At 64.0% G+C, this 15624-nt stretch carries 17 protein-coding genes; 15 read left to right on the top strand and 2 right to left on the bottom strand.

All coding sequences use genetic code 11. The annotated features are described in order from the left end of the window. Nucleotides 1–20: 20 nt before the first annotated feature. The 9 genes from K0P03_RS32585 to K0P03_RS32545 all read left to right on the top strand — a co-directional run bounded on the left by K0P03_RS32585 (nt 21) and on the right by K0P03_RS32545 (nt 9325). Nucleotides 21–746, top strand: a complete 726-nt coding sequence (locus K0P03_RS32585) for a pentapeptide repeat-containing protein (protein ID WP_081870616.1) — start codon at nt 21–23, stop codon at nt 744–746. Between the two features lie 189 nt (nt 747–935). After that, the gene (locus K0P03_RS32580) at nt 936–3347 is read left to right on the top strand and encodes a TonB-dependent receptor domain-containing protein (RefSeq protein WP_272791850.1); all 2412 of its coding nucleotides are present in this window, start codon (nt 936–938) and stop codon (nt 3345–3347) included. A 66-nt stretch (nt 3348–3413) separates the two neighbouring features. After that, nucleotides 3414–4337 carry an iron-siderophore ABC transporter substrate-binding protein gene (locus K0P03_RS32575; protein ID WP_272791849.1) on the top strand — a complete coding sequence of 308 codons (924 nt, stop codon included), beginning with the start codon at nt 3414–3416 and terminating at the stop codon, nt 4335–4337. A 73-nt stretch (nt 4338–4410) separates the two neighbouring features. Further along, a complete protein-coding gene (locus K0P03_RS32570; RefSeq protein ID WP_443020637.1) occupies nt 4411–5379 on the top strand; it encodes a FecCD family ABC transporter permease in 969 nt (322 codons plus the stop codon). Then, nucleotides 5379–6362 carry a FecCD family ABC transporter permease gene (locus tag K0P03_RS32565; protein ID WP_443020636.1) on the top strand — a complete coding sequence of 328 codons (984 nt, stop codon included), beginning with the start codon at nt 5379–5381 and terminating at the stop codon, nt 6360–6362. The genes K0P03_RS32570 and K0P03_RS32565 overlap by 1 nt, the downstream gene beginning before the upstream one ends. Further along, nucleotides 6349–7146: an ABC transporter ATP-binding protein gene (locus tag K0P03_RS32560; protein ID WP_023514742.1), complete on the top strand. Its 798-nt coding sequence runs from the start codon at nt 6349–6351 to the stop codon at nt 7144–7146. The genes K0P03_RS32565 and K0P03_RS32560 overlap by 14 nt, the downstream gene beginning before the upstream one ends. 284 nt (nt 7147–7430) lie before the next feature. Next, the gene (locus K0P03_RS32555) at nt 7431–7976 is read left to right on the top strand and encodes an RNA polymerase sigma factor (RefSeq protein WP_050745095.1); all 546 of its coding nucleotides are present in this window, start codon (nt 7431–7433) and stop codon (nt 7974–7976) included. 62 nt (nt 7977–8038) lie between these two features. Then, entirely contained in the window at nt 8039–8989 is a 951-nt protein-coding gene (locus tag K0P03_RS32550) for a FecR family protein (protein ID WP_272791846.1), read from the top strand. A 51-nt stretch (nt 8990–9040) separates the two neighbouring features. Next, nucleotides 9041–9325 (top strand): DUF2218 domain-containing protein, encoded by a 285-nt coding sequence (locus K0P03_RS32545; protein ID WP_272791845.1) that lies wholly within the window; start codon nt 9041–9043, stop codon nt 9323–9325. A gap of 16 nt (nt 9326–9341) precedes the next feature. On the opposite strand, the gene K0P03_RS32540 is transcribed toward K0P03_RS32545, so the two are convergent. Then, nucleotides 9342–9866: a MarR family winged helix-turn-helix transcriptional regulator gene (locus K0P03_RS32540; RefSeq protein ID WP_245462284.1), complete on the bottom strand. Its 525-nt coding sequence runs from the start codon at nt 9864–9866 to the stop codon at nt 9342–9344. A 126-nt stretch (nt 9867–9992) separates the two neighbouring features. Here K0P03_RS32540 and K0P03_RS32535 point away from each other — a divergent pair, with 126 nt between their 5' ends. The 3 genes from K0P03_RS32535 to K0P03_RS32525 all read left to right on the top strand — a co-directional run bounded on the left by K0P03_RS32535 (nt 9993) and on the right by K0P03_RS32525 (nt 13095). Beyond that, complete coding sequence (locus K0P03_RS32535; RefSeq protein WP_272791844.1) at nt 9993–11525, top strand: MDR family MFS transporter; 1533 nt, start codon at nt 9993–9995, stop codon at nt 11523–11525. Nucleotides 11526–11686: 161 nt separating this feature from the next. Then, the gene (locus K0P03_RS32530; protein ID WP_272791843.1) at nt 11687–12685 is read left to right on the top strand and encodes a DUF808 domain-containing protein; all 999 of its coding nucleotides are present in this window, start codon (nt 11687–11689) and stop codon (nt 12683–12685) included. Nucleotides 12686–12744: 59 nt separating this feature from the next. Beyond that, on the top strand, nt 12745–13095 hold the full coding sequence (locus K0P03_RS32525; RefSeq protein ID WP_272791842.1) for a DUF2200 domain-containing protein: 351 nt from the start codon (nt 12745–12747) through the stop codon (nt 13093–13095). Nucleotides 13096–13108: 13 nt separating this feature from the next. On the opposite strand, the gene K0P03_RS32520 is transcribed toward K0P03_RS32525, so the two are convergent. After that, on the bottom strand, nt 13109–13807 hold the full coding sequence (locus K0P03_RS32520; protein ID WP_272791841.1) for a TetR/AcrR family transcriptional regulator: 699 nt from the start codon (nt 13805–13807) through the stop codon (nt 13109–13111). Nucleotides 13808–13972: 165 nt separating this feature from the next. On the opposite strand from K0P03_RS32520, the gene K0P03_RS32515 reads away from it, so the two are divergent. The 3 genes from K0P03_RS32515 (at nt 13973) to K0P03_RS32505 (ending at nt 15622) form a co-directional block, all read left to right on the top strand. After that, nucleotides 13973–14461 carry a RidA family protein gene (locus K0P03_RS32515; protein ID WP_272791840.1) on the top strand — a complete coding sequence of 163 codons (489 nt, stop codon included), beginning with the start codon at nt 13973–13975 and terminating at the stop codon, nt 14459–14461. Between the two features lie 191 nt (nt 14462–14652). Next, entirely contained in the window at nt 14653–14889 is a 237-nt protein-coding gene (locus tag K0P03_RS32510; RefSeq protein ID WP_023512431.1) for a hypothetical protein, read from the top strand. A 28-nt stretch (nt 14890–14917) separates the two neighbouring features. Further along, nucleotides 14918–15622 (top strand): glutamine amidotransferase, encoded by a 705-nt coding sequence (locus tag K0P03_RS32505; protein WP_023512430.1) that lies wholly within the window; start codon nt 14918–14920, stop codon nt 15620–15622. The last annotated feature ends 2 nt before the right edge of the window (nt 15623–15624 follow it).

Raw genomic sequence — 15624 nt, 5'->3', positions numbered from 1 at the left:
GATTGGACACGGCCATTGCAATGGGAGTTACATCAGTGAGTGGACTGCAGAAGGGTATGCTTCTTGGCTTCTTCGCGGCATGTCTGGTGATGGCCGCAAGTCTTCCCTTCCGCTATGCCGATGCTGCGGATTGCCGGGCGGATCCCGAGCCGGAAGTGGACTGGAGCGCCTGCAGCAAGAAGAACCTGATGCTGGGTGGCAACGATTTCGCCGGGGCGAACTTCCGGGATGCCGATCTCAGCTACACCGACATGCGCGATACGAACCTGACGGCGGCCGTTCTGGAAAAGGCGACCCTGATCCGGACCTGGTTCACCGGCGCACGGCTGGACAAGGCGAGTTTCGCACGGGTGGAAGCCTATCGCTCCAGCTTTCAGAAGGTCATCGCGAAGGGAACGTCGTTTGCATCCGCGGAACTGCAACGCGCCGCATTCGATGGGGCGGATCTCAGCTATGCGAGTTTCGAAAAGGCCGATCTCAGCCGCGCGTCCTTCGACGAGGCAATCCTTTCGGGCGCAAGTTTTACCTATGCGAACCTGTCTCGCGCCGACTTGAGCAAGGCGCGCATCGAGGGCACGATCGGCCTGGACAAGGCCTTCATGCTGCTGACGCGGATCGAGGGGCTCGATCTTTCCCGTGCGACCGGCCTCGACCAGTCACAGATCGATATCGCCTGCGGCAACGGTGAGACCAGGCTTCCGACGGGTCTCGCGACGCCGGCAAGCTGGCCGTGCCCGAAGGACTGAGACCCGTCTTCTCCGCCTGCCCATTGTGACGCCGCCAGACCAACCGAAAGGCGCGATGGTGTTTTTCAGGAAAATCGGCCACGCGGAGTCCCAAATCGGAAAGCTTGATCGTCAGACCCAATGAGCGGGGTTTCATCCGCTGTCTGGACGGACTGCGGCGCCTTGAACGCCGCACGATTGGGGGTTTTGATGAAGAAGAACGTTTCCACCAGGGTGGGGCTGCGGGCCGCCTTGCTGGCCGGTACGGCCGCTCTGGTGTTCAGCCCGGCAGCGCCGGCGATCGCACAGGCACCCGCGCAAGCGCAGGCGGCCAAGCGGTCGATCTTGGTGCCGGCCGGCCCGTTGACGCCGGCCCTGAACAGCCTCGCCGCCCAGACAGGCCTCCAGATCCTCTATGACGCATCGCTGGCACAGGGCAAATCGACCAAAGGCGTGCGCGGTAACCTGACGCCCGAACAGGCGCTGAACGCCATATTGACCGGCACCGGCGTGGATGCGCGCTTTGCCGGCAGCAGCCAGGTAACGCTGAGCCTCGACCCCGCGGCCGCAGGCCCGGCGGAAGAGGGAGCCACCCTTCTCGAGACGATCACGCTCTATGGCGCGCGCGAGGCAACCACGCTGAACGACACGACCGCGAGCGTCGGCATCGTGAATGCGGAAGCGATCGAAAAAGGCCAGATCCGCCACACGCAGGATGCCTATCGCCGCCTCGCCAACGTTTTGGACAGCGCGACGGTCAATTCCGGTTTCGTCATCCGCGGCATGAGCTCCGAAGGTTTCGTTCCTGGCGGAGCGCCGGTCGGTTTGCTCTATATCGATGGCATTCTCCAGACCCGCTACAATTCCCGTTTCGGCGCAAGAAACCTTTGGGACGTCGAGCAGGTCGAGGTCTATCGCGGCCCGCAATCGACGCTTTCCGGCCGGGCCGCCATGTCGGGCGCGGTCTACATCAAGTCGAAGGACCCGACCTTCGACAAGGAAGTCGAACTCTCGGGAACCATGGGCAGCAACGACCTTGCGGGCTCGGCCTTTGTCCTCAACACGCCGCTTGTCGAGGACCAGATCGCATTGCGCATTTCCGGGGCGTTCGAGCGCTCCCATACGGACGTGTCCTATTCGAACTTCAAGAACTATGCGGGTTTTGACGATCTTACGACCGACATCAGCGGGACCATTCGCGCAAAGATGCTCATCACCCCGTCGGAAATGCCGGACACCCGCGCCCTTCTGACCTACGCCTATTCCAAGGACCGCCCGAACGACCGGCTGGTCGGGCTCTACGATGGGCGTGGTGATTTCAACAACAATCCCGACACCTATACCGAATTCCGCTGGACCGAAGTCCACAATATCGGCCTCGAGATTACACACGACTTCTCCGATACGCTGCGTTTCACCTCGCAGACCGGTTTCCAGTACGGCATCAACACACGAAGCTCCATCGATGCAGGCACGCCCGGCATCGCAACCGGGATCTGGGGCACGGACGACGATTCGATCTTCACCCAGGAGCTGCGGCTGAACTACGACGGCGATCGCTGGAAGTGGGTTGCCGGCGTTTTCGGCAGCCACCAGATCTTCGAGGGGGCCTCGCGTTTCATCGCGGAGCCCTATCCCGATCTGATGCCGGGCACGGTCTACCAGCTCGACGACAAGCAGAACCGCAGGACCACGAACCTCGCCGTCTTCGGCGAGGCGACCTATGAATTCGCGCCGACCTGGTTCGTGACCGCCGGAGGGCGCCTCGACTATCTCAAGGAAAAGAACACCGAGTTGAATTCCGCCGTCCTGCACGGAATGGATCCGGCCTTCTCCGGCGGTCCGGCGTCCTTCGACGAGGTGAACTTCGTACCCAAGCTGGGGCTCTCCAAGGAATTCGGCGAAAACCAGCGGGTCGGCATCACCTATACGCAGGGCTTCCGTTCGGGGGGCTCCTACGTCAACCGCAGCGACCCGGCCTTCCCCCTCGTGTCGTATGATCCGGAATATTCGCAGAGCTACGAGCTGTCCTACAAGGGCACCCTGCTGGATGACAGGCTCGTGCTCAATGCCAATCTCTTCTACACGAAGTATGAGGACCAGCAGGTCGAGATCCGGCCGCCTTCGGACATTCCGGGCTACCGTATCACGGAGAACGCCGCATCCTCGCGCGCATGGGGCTTCGAAATCGAACCGACCTTCCAGGTGACCGACCAGTTCTCGGCCTTCGCGTCGATCGGCTACCTGAACACCAAGTTCCTGGAGTTCGACCACGGCGGCCTGGGCGACCAGTCCGGAAAATCCTTCCCCGAGGCGCCGGAATGGACCTACGGCTTCGGTGGGCGTTACGAGTTCGAGAATGGCGTCTATGTCGGCGCCGATGCCAAATACACGACGGACTACAATTCCCGGTTCGGCACGAAGGGCATGTACAAGATCGACTCCCGTTTCCTCGTGAATGCCCAGGCCGGCTTCAAGAAAGACAATTGGGAGGTCACGGCCTTCGCGGAAAACCTGACCGACGAGAAGTATTTCACCATCGTCGACCCGGATGCCGCCTTGCCCTTTGGCCAGGTCGGCGCGCGGCGGTCCTTCGGCCTCAACATCCGCACCAAGTTCTGATCTCCGATTGCGGGGCGCAAGCCCCGCAATCTCCGTCTTCCGTATCCATCCGAAATGGTATCCGCCTTGCGCTCCTGTCTTGCCGTCCTCTTCCTCGCCGTCTCGTTCTCGCTGGCCAATGCCGCCTGCCAGGGGAGGGAGATAACGGAGGGCGTCTACAATCCACCGCTCTGCATACCGGCCGAGCCCAGAAGGATCGTCACGCTCGACCCGCTCCTGACGCTCGGCCTGCTCATCGAGCTCGAGGCCCCCGTCGTCGCCACGCCCTATATGGGCATTCAGGACACCGGGATACTCGCGTTCATCAAGCAGTCGAACCTGGTCGATCTCGGCAATCCGAGGGAGCCGAGCCTCGAGCGGGTCGCCGCCCTGAAGCCCGACCTCGTCATCGGCAGCGCGGAAGCCCATGCTTCCATCTATGAGACGGTATCGAAGATCGCGCCCACGGTGTTGCTCCATCATACGGACTGGAAGGCCTATCGCCAGCGCGTCGCCGACATCACCGGCCGCGAGAGCGTGGCCGGCGAGGCGCTGGCCGCCTACGAAAAACGCGCCGCCACGATCCGGGCACGCATGAAGGACAAGGACCTGACAGTTTCCACCGTCCGTTTGGCGCCGGACCGCTTCGTCGTCTTCCTCGACGGTCCTTTCGCCTACGCGCCCTTCGCAGTGCTGCGCGAGGCTGGCGTCAAGCGCACGGCCTATGAGACGGTGACGGACGGCACGATCGTCAAGCGGCCGGACTGGGAGGAACTTGCCAATCTCGACGGCGACATCCTCCTCTATGTCTCCGCCAGCGGCTTCGAGAGCGGCCCGGACGATGCGCTGGAAAAAGAGGTAACGGAAAACCCGCTCTGGCAGCTCCTGCCCGCCGTGCAGAACGGCCGCGCCCATCGGGTAGACCGGGTGGCCTGGCAGAGCTTCCACGGGATTGCCTCTGCCAATCGCATCCTTGACGATATCGAGCGCTACGTTCTTGCAGACCGATGAGCCCGGACAAGCCCACCGCGATTGCGCAGCCGGCCGGCCGGCCAAGCGCGATGGAAGCAGGCTCCTTGTCCTCATCCTTCTCAGCGGCCTGCTCCTCACGACATCGATGTGGGCGGTGACGCTTGGCACCAGGCATATCTCACCGTCGTCCGTGTGGAACGCCATCGTCGCTTTTGACGGGTCGCGTGAACATCTGCTGGTGGCGACGATCCGTCTGCCGCGGGTTCTGGCCGGCCTGCTGGCGGGCAGCGCACTGGCGGTTTCGGGCGCGATCATGCAGGCGGTGACGAACAATCCGCTCGCCTCGCCGGGACTGCTCGGAATCAATGCCGGCGCCGCCTTCGCCGTCGTCCTCGTCATGACCCTTTTCGGGGCAGGCACCGGCGGCGCCTACATGTGGTTCGCCTTTGTCGGCGCCGGCAGCGCGGCGCTGCTGGTCTTTGCGATCGGCACCTTCGGTCCGACCGGGCATTCACCCGTCGGCCTCGTTCTCGCCGGCGCCGTTGTCGCCACCTTCCTGACGGCCCTGACCAGCGCCGTTCTCATCTTCGACCAGAGCACGCTGGACGCCGTTCGTCTCTGGACCGCCGGTTCCCTGTCCGGCCGGACCATGGCGCAGACCACCGCGGTGGCTCCCTATATCCTCTTCGGCCTTGCCGCGGCGCTTCTCCTCGGACGGCACCTGGTGACCATGGGCCTCGGTGTCGATGCGGCCCGCGCACTGGGCCAGAACCCCATTGTCTGGAGATCGATAGCCGTTGCCGTGGTCATCCTGCTTGCCGGCAGTGCCGTCTCGCTCGCCGGCCCCATCGGCTTCGTGGGGCTCGTGGTTCCGCATATTGCGCGGCTGACGATCGGTATCGACTATCGCTGGATCCTGCCCTTCAGCGCGCTCGGCGGCGCATTGCTCGTGGTCGCCGCGGATACGGCCGGGCGCGTGATCTTCGCCAGCCAAAGCTTTCCCGTCGGGGTGACGGTGGCGCTGATCGGCGCGCCATTTTTCCTGTGGCTGGCGCGAAGCCGGGCGGGAGAGGCGACGTGATGCGCCTCGCCACACTTCTTGCGGTTCTCCTTGCCGGGCTGGTCGCCGCCAGCCTGGCCTTCGGGGACATATCCCTGTCATGGCGCGAGCTCATGGAAACGATAGCAGGGTCGGCAGATGCGACCCCGCAGAACGGGATGATCGTCTTCGATCTGCGCCTGCCGCGCATCCTGCTTGCCCTTCTCGTCGGCGCGGCGCTGGCGACGGCCGGCACGATCGCGCTCGCGATCATGCGCAATCCGCTCGCAGAACCCGGCGTGCTTGGCATCAACAGCGGCGCCGCCGCTGCGGTGATGGGTGTCATCGTCCTCATGCAGGAGCCGCCGGTAGCCCTGCTGCCGCTGGCCGGCTTCCTTGGCGCGGCCATCATGGCCGCCGCCGTCTATCTCCTGTCGTGGCAGCGGGGCACCTCGTCGCTGCGCATCATCCTGATCGGCATCGGCCTTGGTTCGCTTGCAAGCGCCGCCACCACCTTCCTGTCGGCCTTCGGCGAGATTGGCGATGTGCAGCGCGCGATGATCTGGCTCGCAGGAAGCGTCTATGAGGCCGACATGGTGAAGGTGCGCCTCCTGTTCTTCTGGCTGCTCGTGCCGCTGGCGCTGGCCTGGATGTCAGCCGGCGAGCTCGATCTCATCCGCTTCGGCGACAATGCAGCCCGCAGCCTCGGCCAGCGGGTGGATCTGGTTCGAGGCCTCATGATCGTGCTGTGCACGCTCCTGTCCGGCGCAGCTGTTGCCGCCGCGGGACTGATCGGCTTTGTCGGCCTCGTCGCGCCGCATATCGCAAGCCGGCTGGCAGGGCCGTCCCATGCGCGGATCCTTCCGATTGCCGCCCTGAGCGGGGCGATCCTCGTTGTCGCATCGGACCTTCTCGGCCGGCTGGTCATCGCCCCCGCCCAGCTTCCCGCCGGGATTGTGACCGGCCTCATTGGGGCTCCGTTCTTCGCCTATCTCCTATGGGGGCGCCGTCATGTCCGGGGATGAACAAGCCGTCCCGGCCAAGCTTGCCGGACATCACGTCTCCATCGCCTATGGCATGCAGTCGATCGTCGAGGACCTTGGCCTGCTCGTGCCCGAACGCCGCTTCACGGCGCTTGTCGGGCCGAACGGCAGTGGGAAATCCACCATCCTGCGCACCTTTGCCGGCCTCATGGCGCCATCCCGCGGAACAATCCTGCTGGATGGCCGAAACATCGACAAATTGCCGACAAAGGAGATGGCGAAACGCATCGGCGTGCTCCTGCAGGGGCCTGTGGCGCCGGAGGGGCTGACGGTGCGTGATCTGGTCCGCCAAGGGCGCTATCCGCACCGTGCGTTCTTTGGGCGCTGGTCGGACGAGGATGAGGCGGCCTGCGAGGAGGCCTTGATGCTGACTGGCACGACGATCCTCGCCGGCACGCCGCTCGACAGGCTTTCCGGCGGCCAGCGGCAGCGTGCCTGGATTGCCATGACATTGGCGCAGCGGGGTGAGGTGCTCCTGCTCGACGAACCGACGACCTATCTCGACCTCGCCCACCAGATCGAGCTGATGAACCTGATCACGGTCCTCGTGCGCGATCACGGCAAGACCGTTGTTGCGGTGCTGCACGATCTCAATCAGGCCGCCCGTTATGCCGAGCATATCGTCCTGTTGAAGGGCGGCAGGATCAGCGCCGCCGGCCGGCCCGACGACGTGCTGTCGGAGGAAGCGATTGCCGATGTGTTCGGCGTGCGGTCCGTGATCATCCGCGACCCCGTTGCGGGAACCCCTCTCTGCGTACCACTCTGACGGGCGATGGCAATGTTGCAGGATTGCCACGCTTCCCGGCTTTTCGAAGCAGTGACCAGCTTGCGAGTTCGCCGCCGCCACGAGGATTCTCGCAACGAAATCAGGCATAAAGATGAGTTTTTTTGTCTTGATTTAATCGCCGTATATTTTCCAGCTCTGAAACATTCTAAGCTATTGCACTTGCAGGGATTTTGCAGAGCAGATAGCCATTTCTCCATCGCTGCGGGCATGTTCAGATGCTCCGGGCGCTGCTTCGTCCTCTTTGGATCAGGAACAGAGTGCTGATGCCGAGCTCCTCCTCCCCAGCCTGGGATATCCTTGACAGCAACGACCTGCTGAACCGCGCGATGGAGGCCCACTACGCCGACATAACCACAGCCGTGCGGCGCAAGGGGCACCCCCTCTCCACCGCCCGGGACGTGGTGCACGACCTTTACGTCAAGCTCGCGGCCCAGCCCGATGTCCTGCGCAACAAACGCTCGCTCAAGGCTTTCCTCTGCCGTTCCGCCATCAATCTGGGCATCGACCGGCTGCGGCGGGAAAACATGGAGGCGCGGCTGTTCTCCGGAACCGAGCGGGAGGCCCTTTCGGTCGCCAGCCTGGGCCCGGCGCCGGACATGGCGCTCGAGATCGAGGCGCGCGTCGCCATTCTCCGGGCAGCCATCGCCGAATTGCCGGAACGGCGCCGCGTCGTGTTCATCCTCCATCGGCTGCACCATCTCTCGCCGGACCAGATCGCGGTCAGGCTCAGGATTTCCCGCAACATGGTCGACCGCCACCTGCGCCGGGCCTTCGCCCATTGCCTCGACCGTCTTCTTTCGATCGACTAAGAGTCCCGAAAAGGCGACGCCAATCGTCTACTTGGCAGGACGAAACGCTCCGGGAGAAGCCGATGCCGGGCAACCGTGCCACGCAAGCGCAGCGAAAGCGCAACAGAGAGGCGGCAGACTGGCTTCTGCGCAATGGCGATCCGGCGCAATCCCCGGAAGAAAGGGCGCGCTTCCAGCAATGGCTCGATGATCCCGAGAACTGTCGTACCTACCGGGCTGCCGAAAGGTTGCTGGGCGACGCACGGACGGCCATCCAGTCGGACCCGGCGCTGCGGAACATCGAGGCCAGGCCGCGCAGCCTTGCCAAACCTGCCGCCACATCGCTCGCGCTCCTTGTCTGCGCCGCCGCTGCGTTTCTTGCGCTGGACGGGCCCATGCGGCTACAGGCCGATGCCATTGCGGGGACCGCGGAAATGCCGGTCGTTGCCCTTGAGGACGGATCCACGGTGCAACTGAACGCCACGTCGGCGATTGCCGTCGATTTCACCGCGAACCGCCGAACCGTCCGCCTCCTGCGCGGCCAGGCCTTCTTCCAGGTCGCACACGCGCCGGAGCGGCCGTTCACCGTCGAGGCCGGGACGACACACGTCACGGCGCTCGGTACGGCCTTCGACGTGCGCTACGGCACTGCCGATACGGAGGTTACGGTTACCGAAAATGCCGTTCTCATCGAGACGGGTGACGCAGCGGCCTCGTCCTTGCGCGTCTCGCAAGGCGAACAGGCCACCTATGACCGCGACACCGGCCGGATGAATGTCCAGCCGGTTGATGGTGTCGTGGCTCTTGCCTGGCAGCGCGGGCAGATCGCAGTGGAAGATGCGCCTCTCTCCCACGTCATCGAGGAGATGAGCCGTCATTTCTCCGGCCGAATCGTCCTTGCGGGCAGCGCGTTGGCGCAGCGCCGGGTGAGCGGCACCATCACCGTCTCCGACACGGATGCCGCCCTGTCGTTCATCCGCCAGGCTCTGGGAGTAAGGGTAACCCGGCTTGGCCCCCTGATCGTGATCCGCTAGCGGCCGGCGCTCCGGGCGGGCGGCTCACCACATTGGAAATGGAAGAAAAGCATGATCGAATCCACCGCGCATGTAAAAACCGCTGCCGGCGCCAAATATCTGGTCCAGATGTGCAAGCACTTTGCCCACAAGGTGGACGTCGTCTATTCCGATACGCATGGCGAGTGCCGGTTCGATGGCGGGGTTGCTCTCTTCGACGCGGATGCGGACGGGCTACGCCTGTTCGTGAAGGCAAGAAACGAAGAGAGCCTCGCCTGGGCGCAATCCGCCATCACCTCGCATCTCCTGCGCTTCGCCTTCCGGGAGGCCCTTGAAGCCCCCGAATGGCGTCGTTGAGACTGGCGGCCGGCGGTTATTTGCCCGCACTCTCCGCGTCAAAATCTTTCGCCTGTGCCTCGAGCCGTTCGATGAAGCGGGTGTAGAGATTGGCAAACGTCGCCATCTCCTCCTCCGTCCAGTCGTACAGCACCTTTGACAGCACCTCTTCCTTGACGCCGTTCACCTGATCGAGCCAGTGCATGCCGGCCTTCGTCAATGTGACGATGGTACGCCGGCCATCGTCCTGCGAGGCGGCACGGCGCACGACGCCGCGCTTGACGAGATCCGCCACAATGCGGCTCGCGCGCGAATGGTCGATCCGCAACTGCTCGGCAAGCGCGCCGACTGTAACTTCCTGCTCGAGACCGAGACGCCGGACCAGGGACAGGGCGTCGAGATGCGAAAGCTCCAGCCCCGCGCCGACACGCGAAATGGCAAGGCGCCCAATGTAGCGCCGGCCGGTCATGATCCGCATCCGCCCCATCGCCGCACCGATACGGGCAAAGGCGCTGGTGCCGGCAGGACCGGCCTTCTGTTCGTCATCGTTGCTCATGCCCATGGGTTAGCAGATTTCCATCGATGTCAAAACATATTTGTGCCTTTATCACATATGTGCAGTTGACATATACGTGACAAAGGCACACAAATTCCCCGCTTAAATAGATAGAGAGATCACGTTACCGCCATGGATGCCCGTCTGCGCTCCGACAAGGATACCGATACAGCCTACGCGTCGCTCGTGCCCGATCCGCGCCGCCGGATGCTTGTCGTCTGCCTCTTGATGACGGGCATCTTCATGGCGGCACTGGACAACCAGATCGTCTCGACCGCGCTGCCGACCATCGTCGGCGAGTTCGGCGAGCTGGAGCGCTTCGGCTGGGTGGGCTCGGCCTATCTGCTGGCGACCAGTGCCGTGATGCCGGTCTATGGCAAGCTGGGCGACCTCTTCGGCCGCAAATATGTGATGATGACCGCGATCTTCATCTTCGCACTGGGGTCGCTTGCCTGCGGCCTTGCGGTCTCGATGAACACGCTCATCGCCGCCCGCGTGCTGCAGGGTCTCGGCGGCGGCGGCATCATGGTCTCCATCTTCTCGATCAATGCCGATCTCTTCGAGCCGCGCGTGCGGGCCCGCTACCAGAGCTATTCGAGCCTGATGCTGATGGCAGCCGGCGCCGTCGGCCCGACACTGGGGGGCGTGCTCTCCGACCTCTTCGGCTGGCGCTCGATCTTTCTCGTCAATCTGCCGATCGGCATCATCGTGCTCACCGGCCTCGCGCTGATCCTGCCCTATCGCAAGCCGATCCGCCGGCCAAAGATCGATTTTGCGGGCGCGGTCCTGCTTGCCGCGGTGGTATCGAGCATTGTGCTCTGGGCCGACAGCCGGGAGATCTTCGGCTCGCTGGTGTCCGCCGAAAGCCTTGCAGTGATCGCCTTCGGCGCGGTCTGCCTGATCGCGTGGATCCATGTCGAGCGCCGCGTGCCCGAGCCGATCGTTCCGCTCGGCCTGTTCCGCAATCCGACCGTCAATCTCCTCCTGATCGTCTCGCTGGTGAGCGGCGCGATCGGCATCGGTTCGGTCAACTACATCGCGCTCTTCCTGCAGACCACCACCGGCCTCTCCCCCTCGCAGGCCGGCCTCCTGTTCATGGCGCTGACGGCCGGCATCGCTGCCGGCTCGCTGACGGCGGGGCGGTTGATCTCGCTGACAGGCCGTTACAAGATCTTCTCCGTCGTCAGCACGGCGGGCGGGCTGGTGACCTTCCTCCTCTTCACGACAATCCATCCCGGCACGCCAGTCTATCTCATCGGCCTTTTGATGCTGCTGCAGGGCCTCAGCGTCGGTTTCGGCCAGCAGGTCCCCGTGATCGACGTGCAGAATGCCGCGAATGCCGCAGATCTCGGCGCAGCCACCGGCGCTGTCACGCTGACCCGCATGGCAGGCGCATCGATCGCTATCAGCATCTACGGCGCCACACTCGCCGCCTTCGTCACCGGACAGGGGCATAGCATTCCCGGCGTCGCCAGCATCGAGGGACTGACGCCGGCCGAACTCGCCATGCTACCCGAACAGGTCCGCGCGCTGGTCGCAACGGTCTATACGGATGCCTTCCAGCCCGTGTTCCTCAGCATGGCCGGCATGATCGCGCTCGGGCTGCTGGCCGCACTCTCCCTCAAGAATGTCCGGCTACAGGCAAACACCGCAAAAGCCGGGTGACACCGAGGGCGGAACGGCACCCTGTTTGCGCGGTGTCCATACCATGGACGCCGCGGACGGCGGCAGCGCTTCTCCGACAATGAGCGTATTTTTGCTTTTTCCAGGCCTGCGAAGAGGCTATTGCTCGATCCGACCAGTCCCGTCGAAGATGGAGGTTTTTCGTGAGCGTCGGCCTGATTGCCCTTCTCGATGATGTGGCCGCCATTGCCAAGGCTGCCGCAGCCTCGCTGGATGACGTCGCCGCACAGGCCGGCAAGGCCGGTGCCAAGGCGGCCGGCGTCGTCATCGACGATGCCGCCGTGACACCACGCTACGTCACTGGTTTTTCGCCGGCACGAGAGCTGCCGATCATCGGCAAGATCGCGCTCGGCTCGCTAAAGAACAAGCTTCTCTTCCTGCTGCCCGCAGCCATCGCGCTCAGCCTCGTCGCACCTCAGGCGATCACGCCTCTCCTGATGGCTGGCGGCCTCTTCCTCTGCTACGAGGGTGCGGAAAAGGTCTACGAGCTCGTCTCGCCCCATGGCGCCCATCATCATGAGGAGCAGCTCGACCCGGCAGGGGCCGATGCGAAAGCCTTCGAGGACGGCAAGGTCGCCGGCGCCATCCGCACCGACTTCATCCTCTCTGCCGAGATCATGGCGATCACGCTCGCCTCCGTGCCCGATGCCGGCCCCGTCATGCAGGCACTGATCCTCGCGCTCGTCGGCATCGTCATCACGGCCGGCGTCTATGGCGTCGTCGCGTTGATCGTGAAGGCGGACGATGTGGGTCTCTGGCTCGCCGGCCGCCCGTTGCGCACGCCGATCGACAGGACCTTTCGCCTCCTCGGCCACGGCCTCGTCAAAGGCATGCCCTACCTCCTGAAACTGCTCGGCGCGGTCGGCACGGCGGCGATGATCTGGGTCGGCGGCGGCATCCTGGTGCATGGTGCGGAGATGTTCGGCTTTTCGGCGCCCGCCCATGCGCTGCACGATGCCGGCGAAGCCGCGGCGCGCGCCCTTCCGGCCATCGACGGCCTCGTTTCCTGGCTGGTCCAGGCCGCCGGTTCCGGTATCATCGGGCTCGTTGCCGGTGCCATTTTGATCCCCATCGTCAGCAGGGCCATTGCCCCTTTCTGGCGCTGGTTGAGTGGCCGGCTGCGCAAGCTGCATACGGCCTGACGGCCCGCGTATTCCCGTCCTGCCCATAAAGACCGGGGCGGGTTCGACCAGGAGGATGCATGACAGGACACCGCATATATTCCGTCAGCGTCGCGAGCGTTTATCCCCACTATGTCGCGAAGGCAGAACGAAAAGGCCGCACGAAGGCAGAAGTCGACGAGATCATCTGCTGGCTGACCGGATACAGCCCCGCGGCCTTGAACGAACAGCTGACAAACAAAACCAGCTTCGAGGACTTCTTTGCCCAGGCGCCGGGAATGAACCCGGCCCGCACCTCGATAAAGGGTACGGTCTGCGGCGTCCGCGTCGAGACGATCGAAGAGCCGACCATGCGCGAAATCCGCTATCTCGACAAACTCATCGACGAACTCGCGAAGGGCAAGGTGATGGAGAAGATCCTCCGCGGCTGAGCGCCTACCGCTTTCATCTTTTCAGGGCAAGGCCATCCAGCAGGAAGTCGAGGCCCTTCCGGAAAGTGCCGTCCCAATCGCTGTCGAGCAGAAGGCGGGAGCGCTCGATCGTCGGATAGTGTTCGCTGAGACGGGAAAGCCGCTGCTGGCCGGCAGCCATGTCAGCGGCCGAAAGGTCGAAGCTCGCCCGGGTGATGGTTGCACCGAGTACATAGTTCCAGAGAGACCATATCGCTGCGTTCAGCTCGGTCTCCGGGACGCCGGCTTTCGACAAGGCCTTGCCGAGGCGTTCCAGCCGGCCGAGGATGTTCGGACCAAGCGCCCGGCGCGGCAGGAGCGCGGCCGACCAGGGATGGCGCAGCATGACCGCGCGCCAGTCCTCCAGCATGTGGACCACCTCCGGGCGCCAGCCCCGCGCCTCATCGACCTCCGATATGCCGCGGCAATCGAAGACGGCGTCGAGCACGAGGTCGAACACGGCCTCCTTGTTCTCGACATGCCAGTAGAGGCTCATCGCCCCCGCGCCGAGGCGATCGGCCAGGCGGCGCATCTTTAGTCCGTCGACCCCTTCGGCGTCCAGCAGGTCTATCGCCGTTGCCACGATCCGTTCCAGCGAAAGCGGCGGCTCCGCCTGCGGTTCCCCACCCGGCCGGGACGGTGTTGCCTTCCGCACGGATTCCTTGCTCCGCGTGCCGCTACCCTTGGCCACCATCCGTTTCCCTTGCCGATCAGACCGACGATTTAAGCCGGCCCCAACAGAATGTCGATCCCGCCGGGTTGACTCGTACGATGTACGGGATCATTTAATCGTACGCCGTACGAGTCAATAGCGCGAGTACGGTGCTGAAGTTCAATCCTGCGGGCCGCGGAGAAAATGATGTCGCGCGCAATCCAGCAACTGGTTCTTGGAGGACTAATCATCATGACCATGGGCACCCCTAGGGCAACGGCCGCGCGCGAAGCGGCGCGCGCCCTGACCATCGTCAATCCGAAAGGGCTCTACGACCCGACACCGAACGGCTACAGCACGGCGGTGATCGTGCCTGCAGGCGCTCGGCTGGCCTACATTTCCGGCCAGGGCGGACAGGACGGCACCGGGACTCTGTCGCCCGACTTTGCCGTCCAGGTCAGGCAGGCCTACGCGAACCTGGGAGCGGCCCTGGACGCACTCGACGCCCGGCCCGACCAGGTCGCCAAGCTCACGATCTTCGTCGTCGATCACGACATGTCCAGGCTCGGCGTGCTCACCGAGAACGTCAAGGCGATGTTCGGCGACACCTTGCCCGCACAGACCCTGGTCCCCGTTCCGAAACTCGTCATCGACCCGATGCTCTTCGAGGTCGAAGCCATCGTTGTTCTGGATTAGCTGCAGGGCTTTGGACCGACCCCGGAAGCAATCGCTCGAATTGTCGGTCAACGGCTGCGTGCGGCGCCGGCGCGACGGTCTCCAGCCGGCCCAGACCGCGTGAGAAATCCGGCCCTGTAACAACGGCCCCGTTTTCCTTCTTTTGACAGCGTCAACACAGCACACGCTGTGTCATTGAAAGGAGAACGATCATGGCAGAGAAGGCAGTATTCTATCACGCGGGCTGCACGGTTTGTGTCGATGCGGAGCAGCGCTTCGTCGGTGCGCTCGACCCCGCCCGGTACTCCGTCGAAACCGTTCATCTGGGCCTGGCGAGCGAGCGCGTTGCGGAAGCCCGGAATGCAGGCGTCAAGTCGGTCCCCGCCCTCGTGATAGGGGACGCCGTCTATCACATCAACCACGGCGCAGACCTGTCCGTACTCGGCTGATGTTCTGGACATCGAGGGAGCGCCATCCATGCTGAAGACGGCAGTCGTCATCCGCCACGTCCATTTCGAGGATCTGGGTACATTCGAGGCCGTGCTGACGGCGGCGGGGTACCGCATCTACTACTACGATCTCGGCATGAACGAGCTGTGGACCGTGGATCCCGCAGTCCCGGACCTGCTGGTCATTCTGGGAGGGCCGGTCGGCGTTTATGAAGCCAGGGCCTATCCTTTCCTCGAGGAAGAGCGGCAACTTCTCGAAACGCGCCTTGCCGCCCGGCGTCCGACGCTGGGTATCTGCCTGGGCGCCCAGCAGATCGCAGCAGCGCTCGGGGCGAGAGTGGCCCCGATGGGGCACAAGGAGATCGGTTTTTCCCCCCTTGCGGTCACCGAGGACGGGCGGCTCGGCCCGCTTCGGCATCTGGAAGGCGTTCCCGTGCTGCATTGGCACGGAGACGCCTTCGAGATCCCGCAGGGTGCGACAAGCCTTGCCACGACCGCACTTTGCGCCACCCAGGGCTTCGCCGTCGGGCCGAACATCCTTGGACTGCAGTTTCACCCCGAGGTCGATGCCTGCGCCGGTATTGAGCGCTGGTTGATCGGCCATGCCGCTGAACTTGCGGCAGCAGGCATAGATCCCCGTGTCTTGCGGGAGGATGCCCGGCGCTGTGGCCCGGCGCTGCGCGAAGCCGCACGAAAGATGTGCACCGAATGGCTTCAAGGTACGACAGGCTGAAA

Origin of the sequence: Shinella sp. HY16, from assembly GCF_028534175.1 — a bacterium.
Lineage (GTDB): Bacteria > Pseudomonadota > Alphaproteobacteria > Rhizobiales > Rhizobiaceae > Shinella.
The sequence above is the reverse complement of the archived record's forward strand: the minus strand, read 5'-3'. Positions and strand labels throughout refer to the sequence as shown.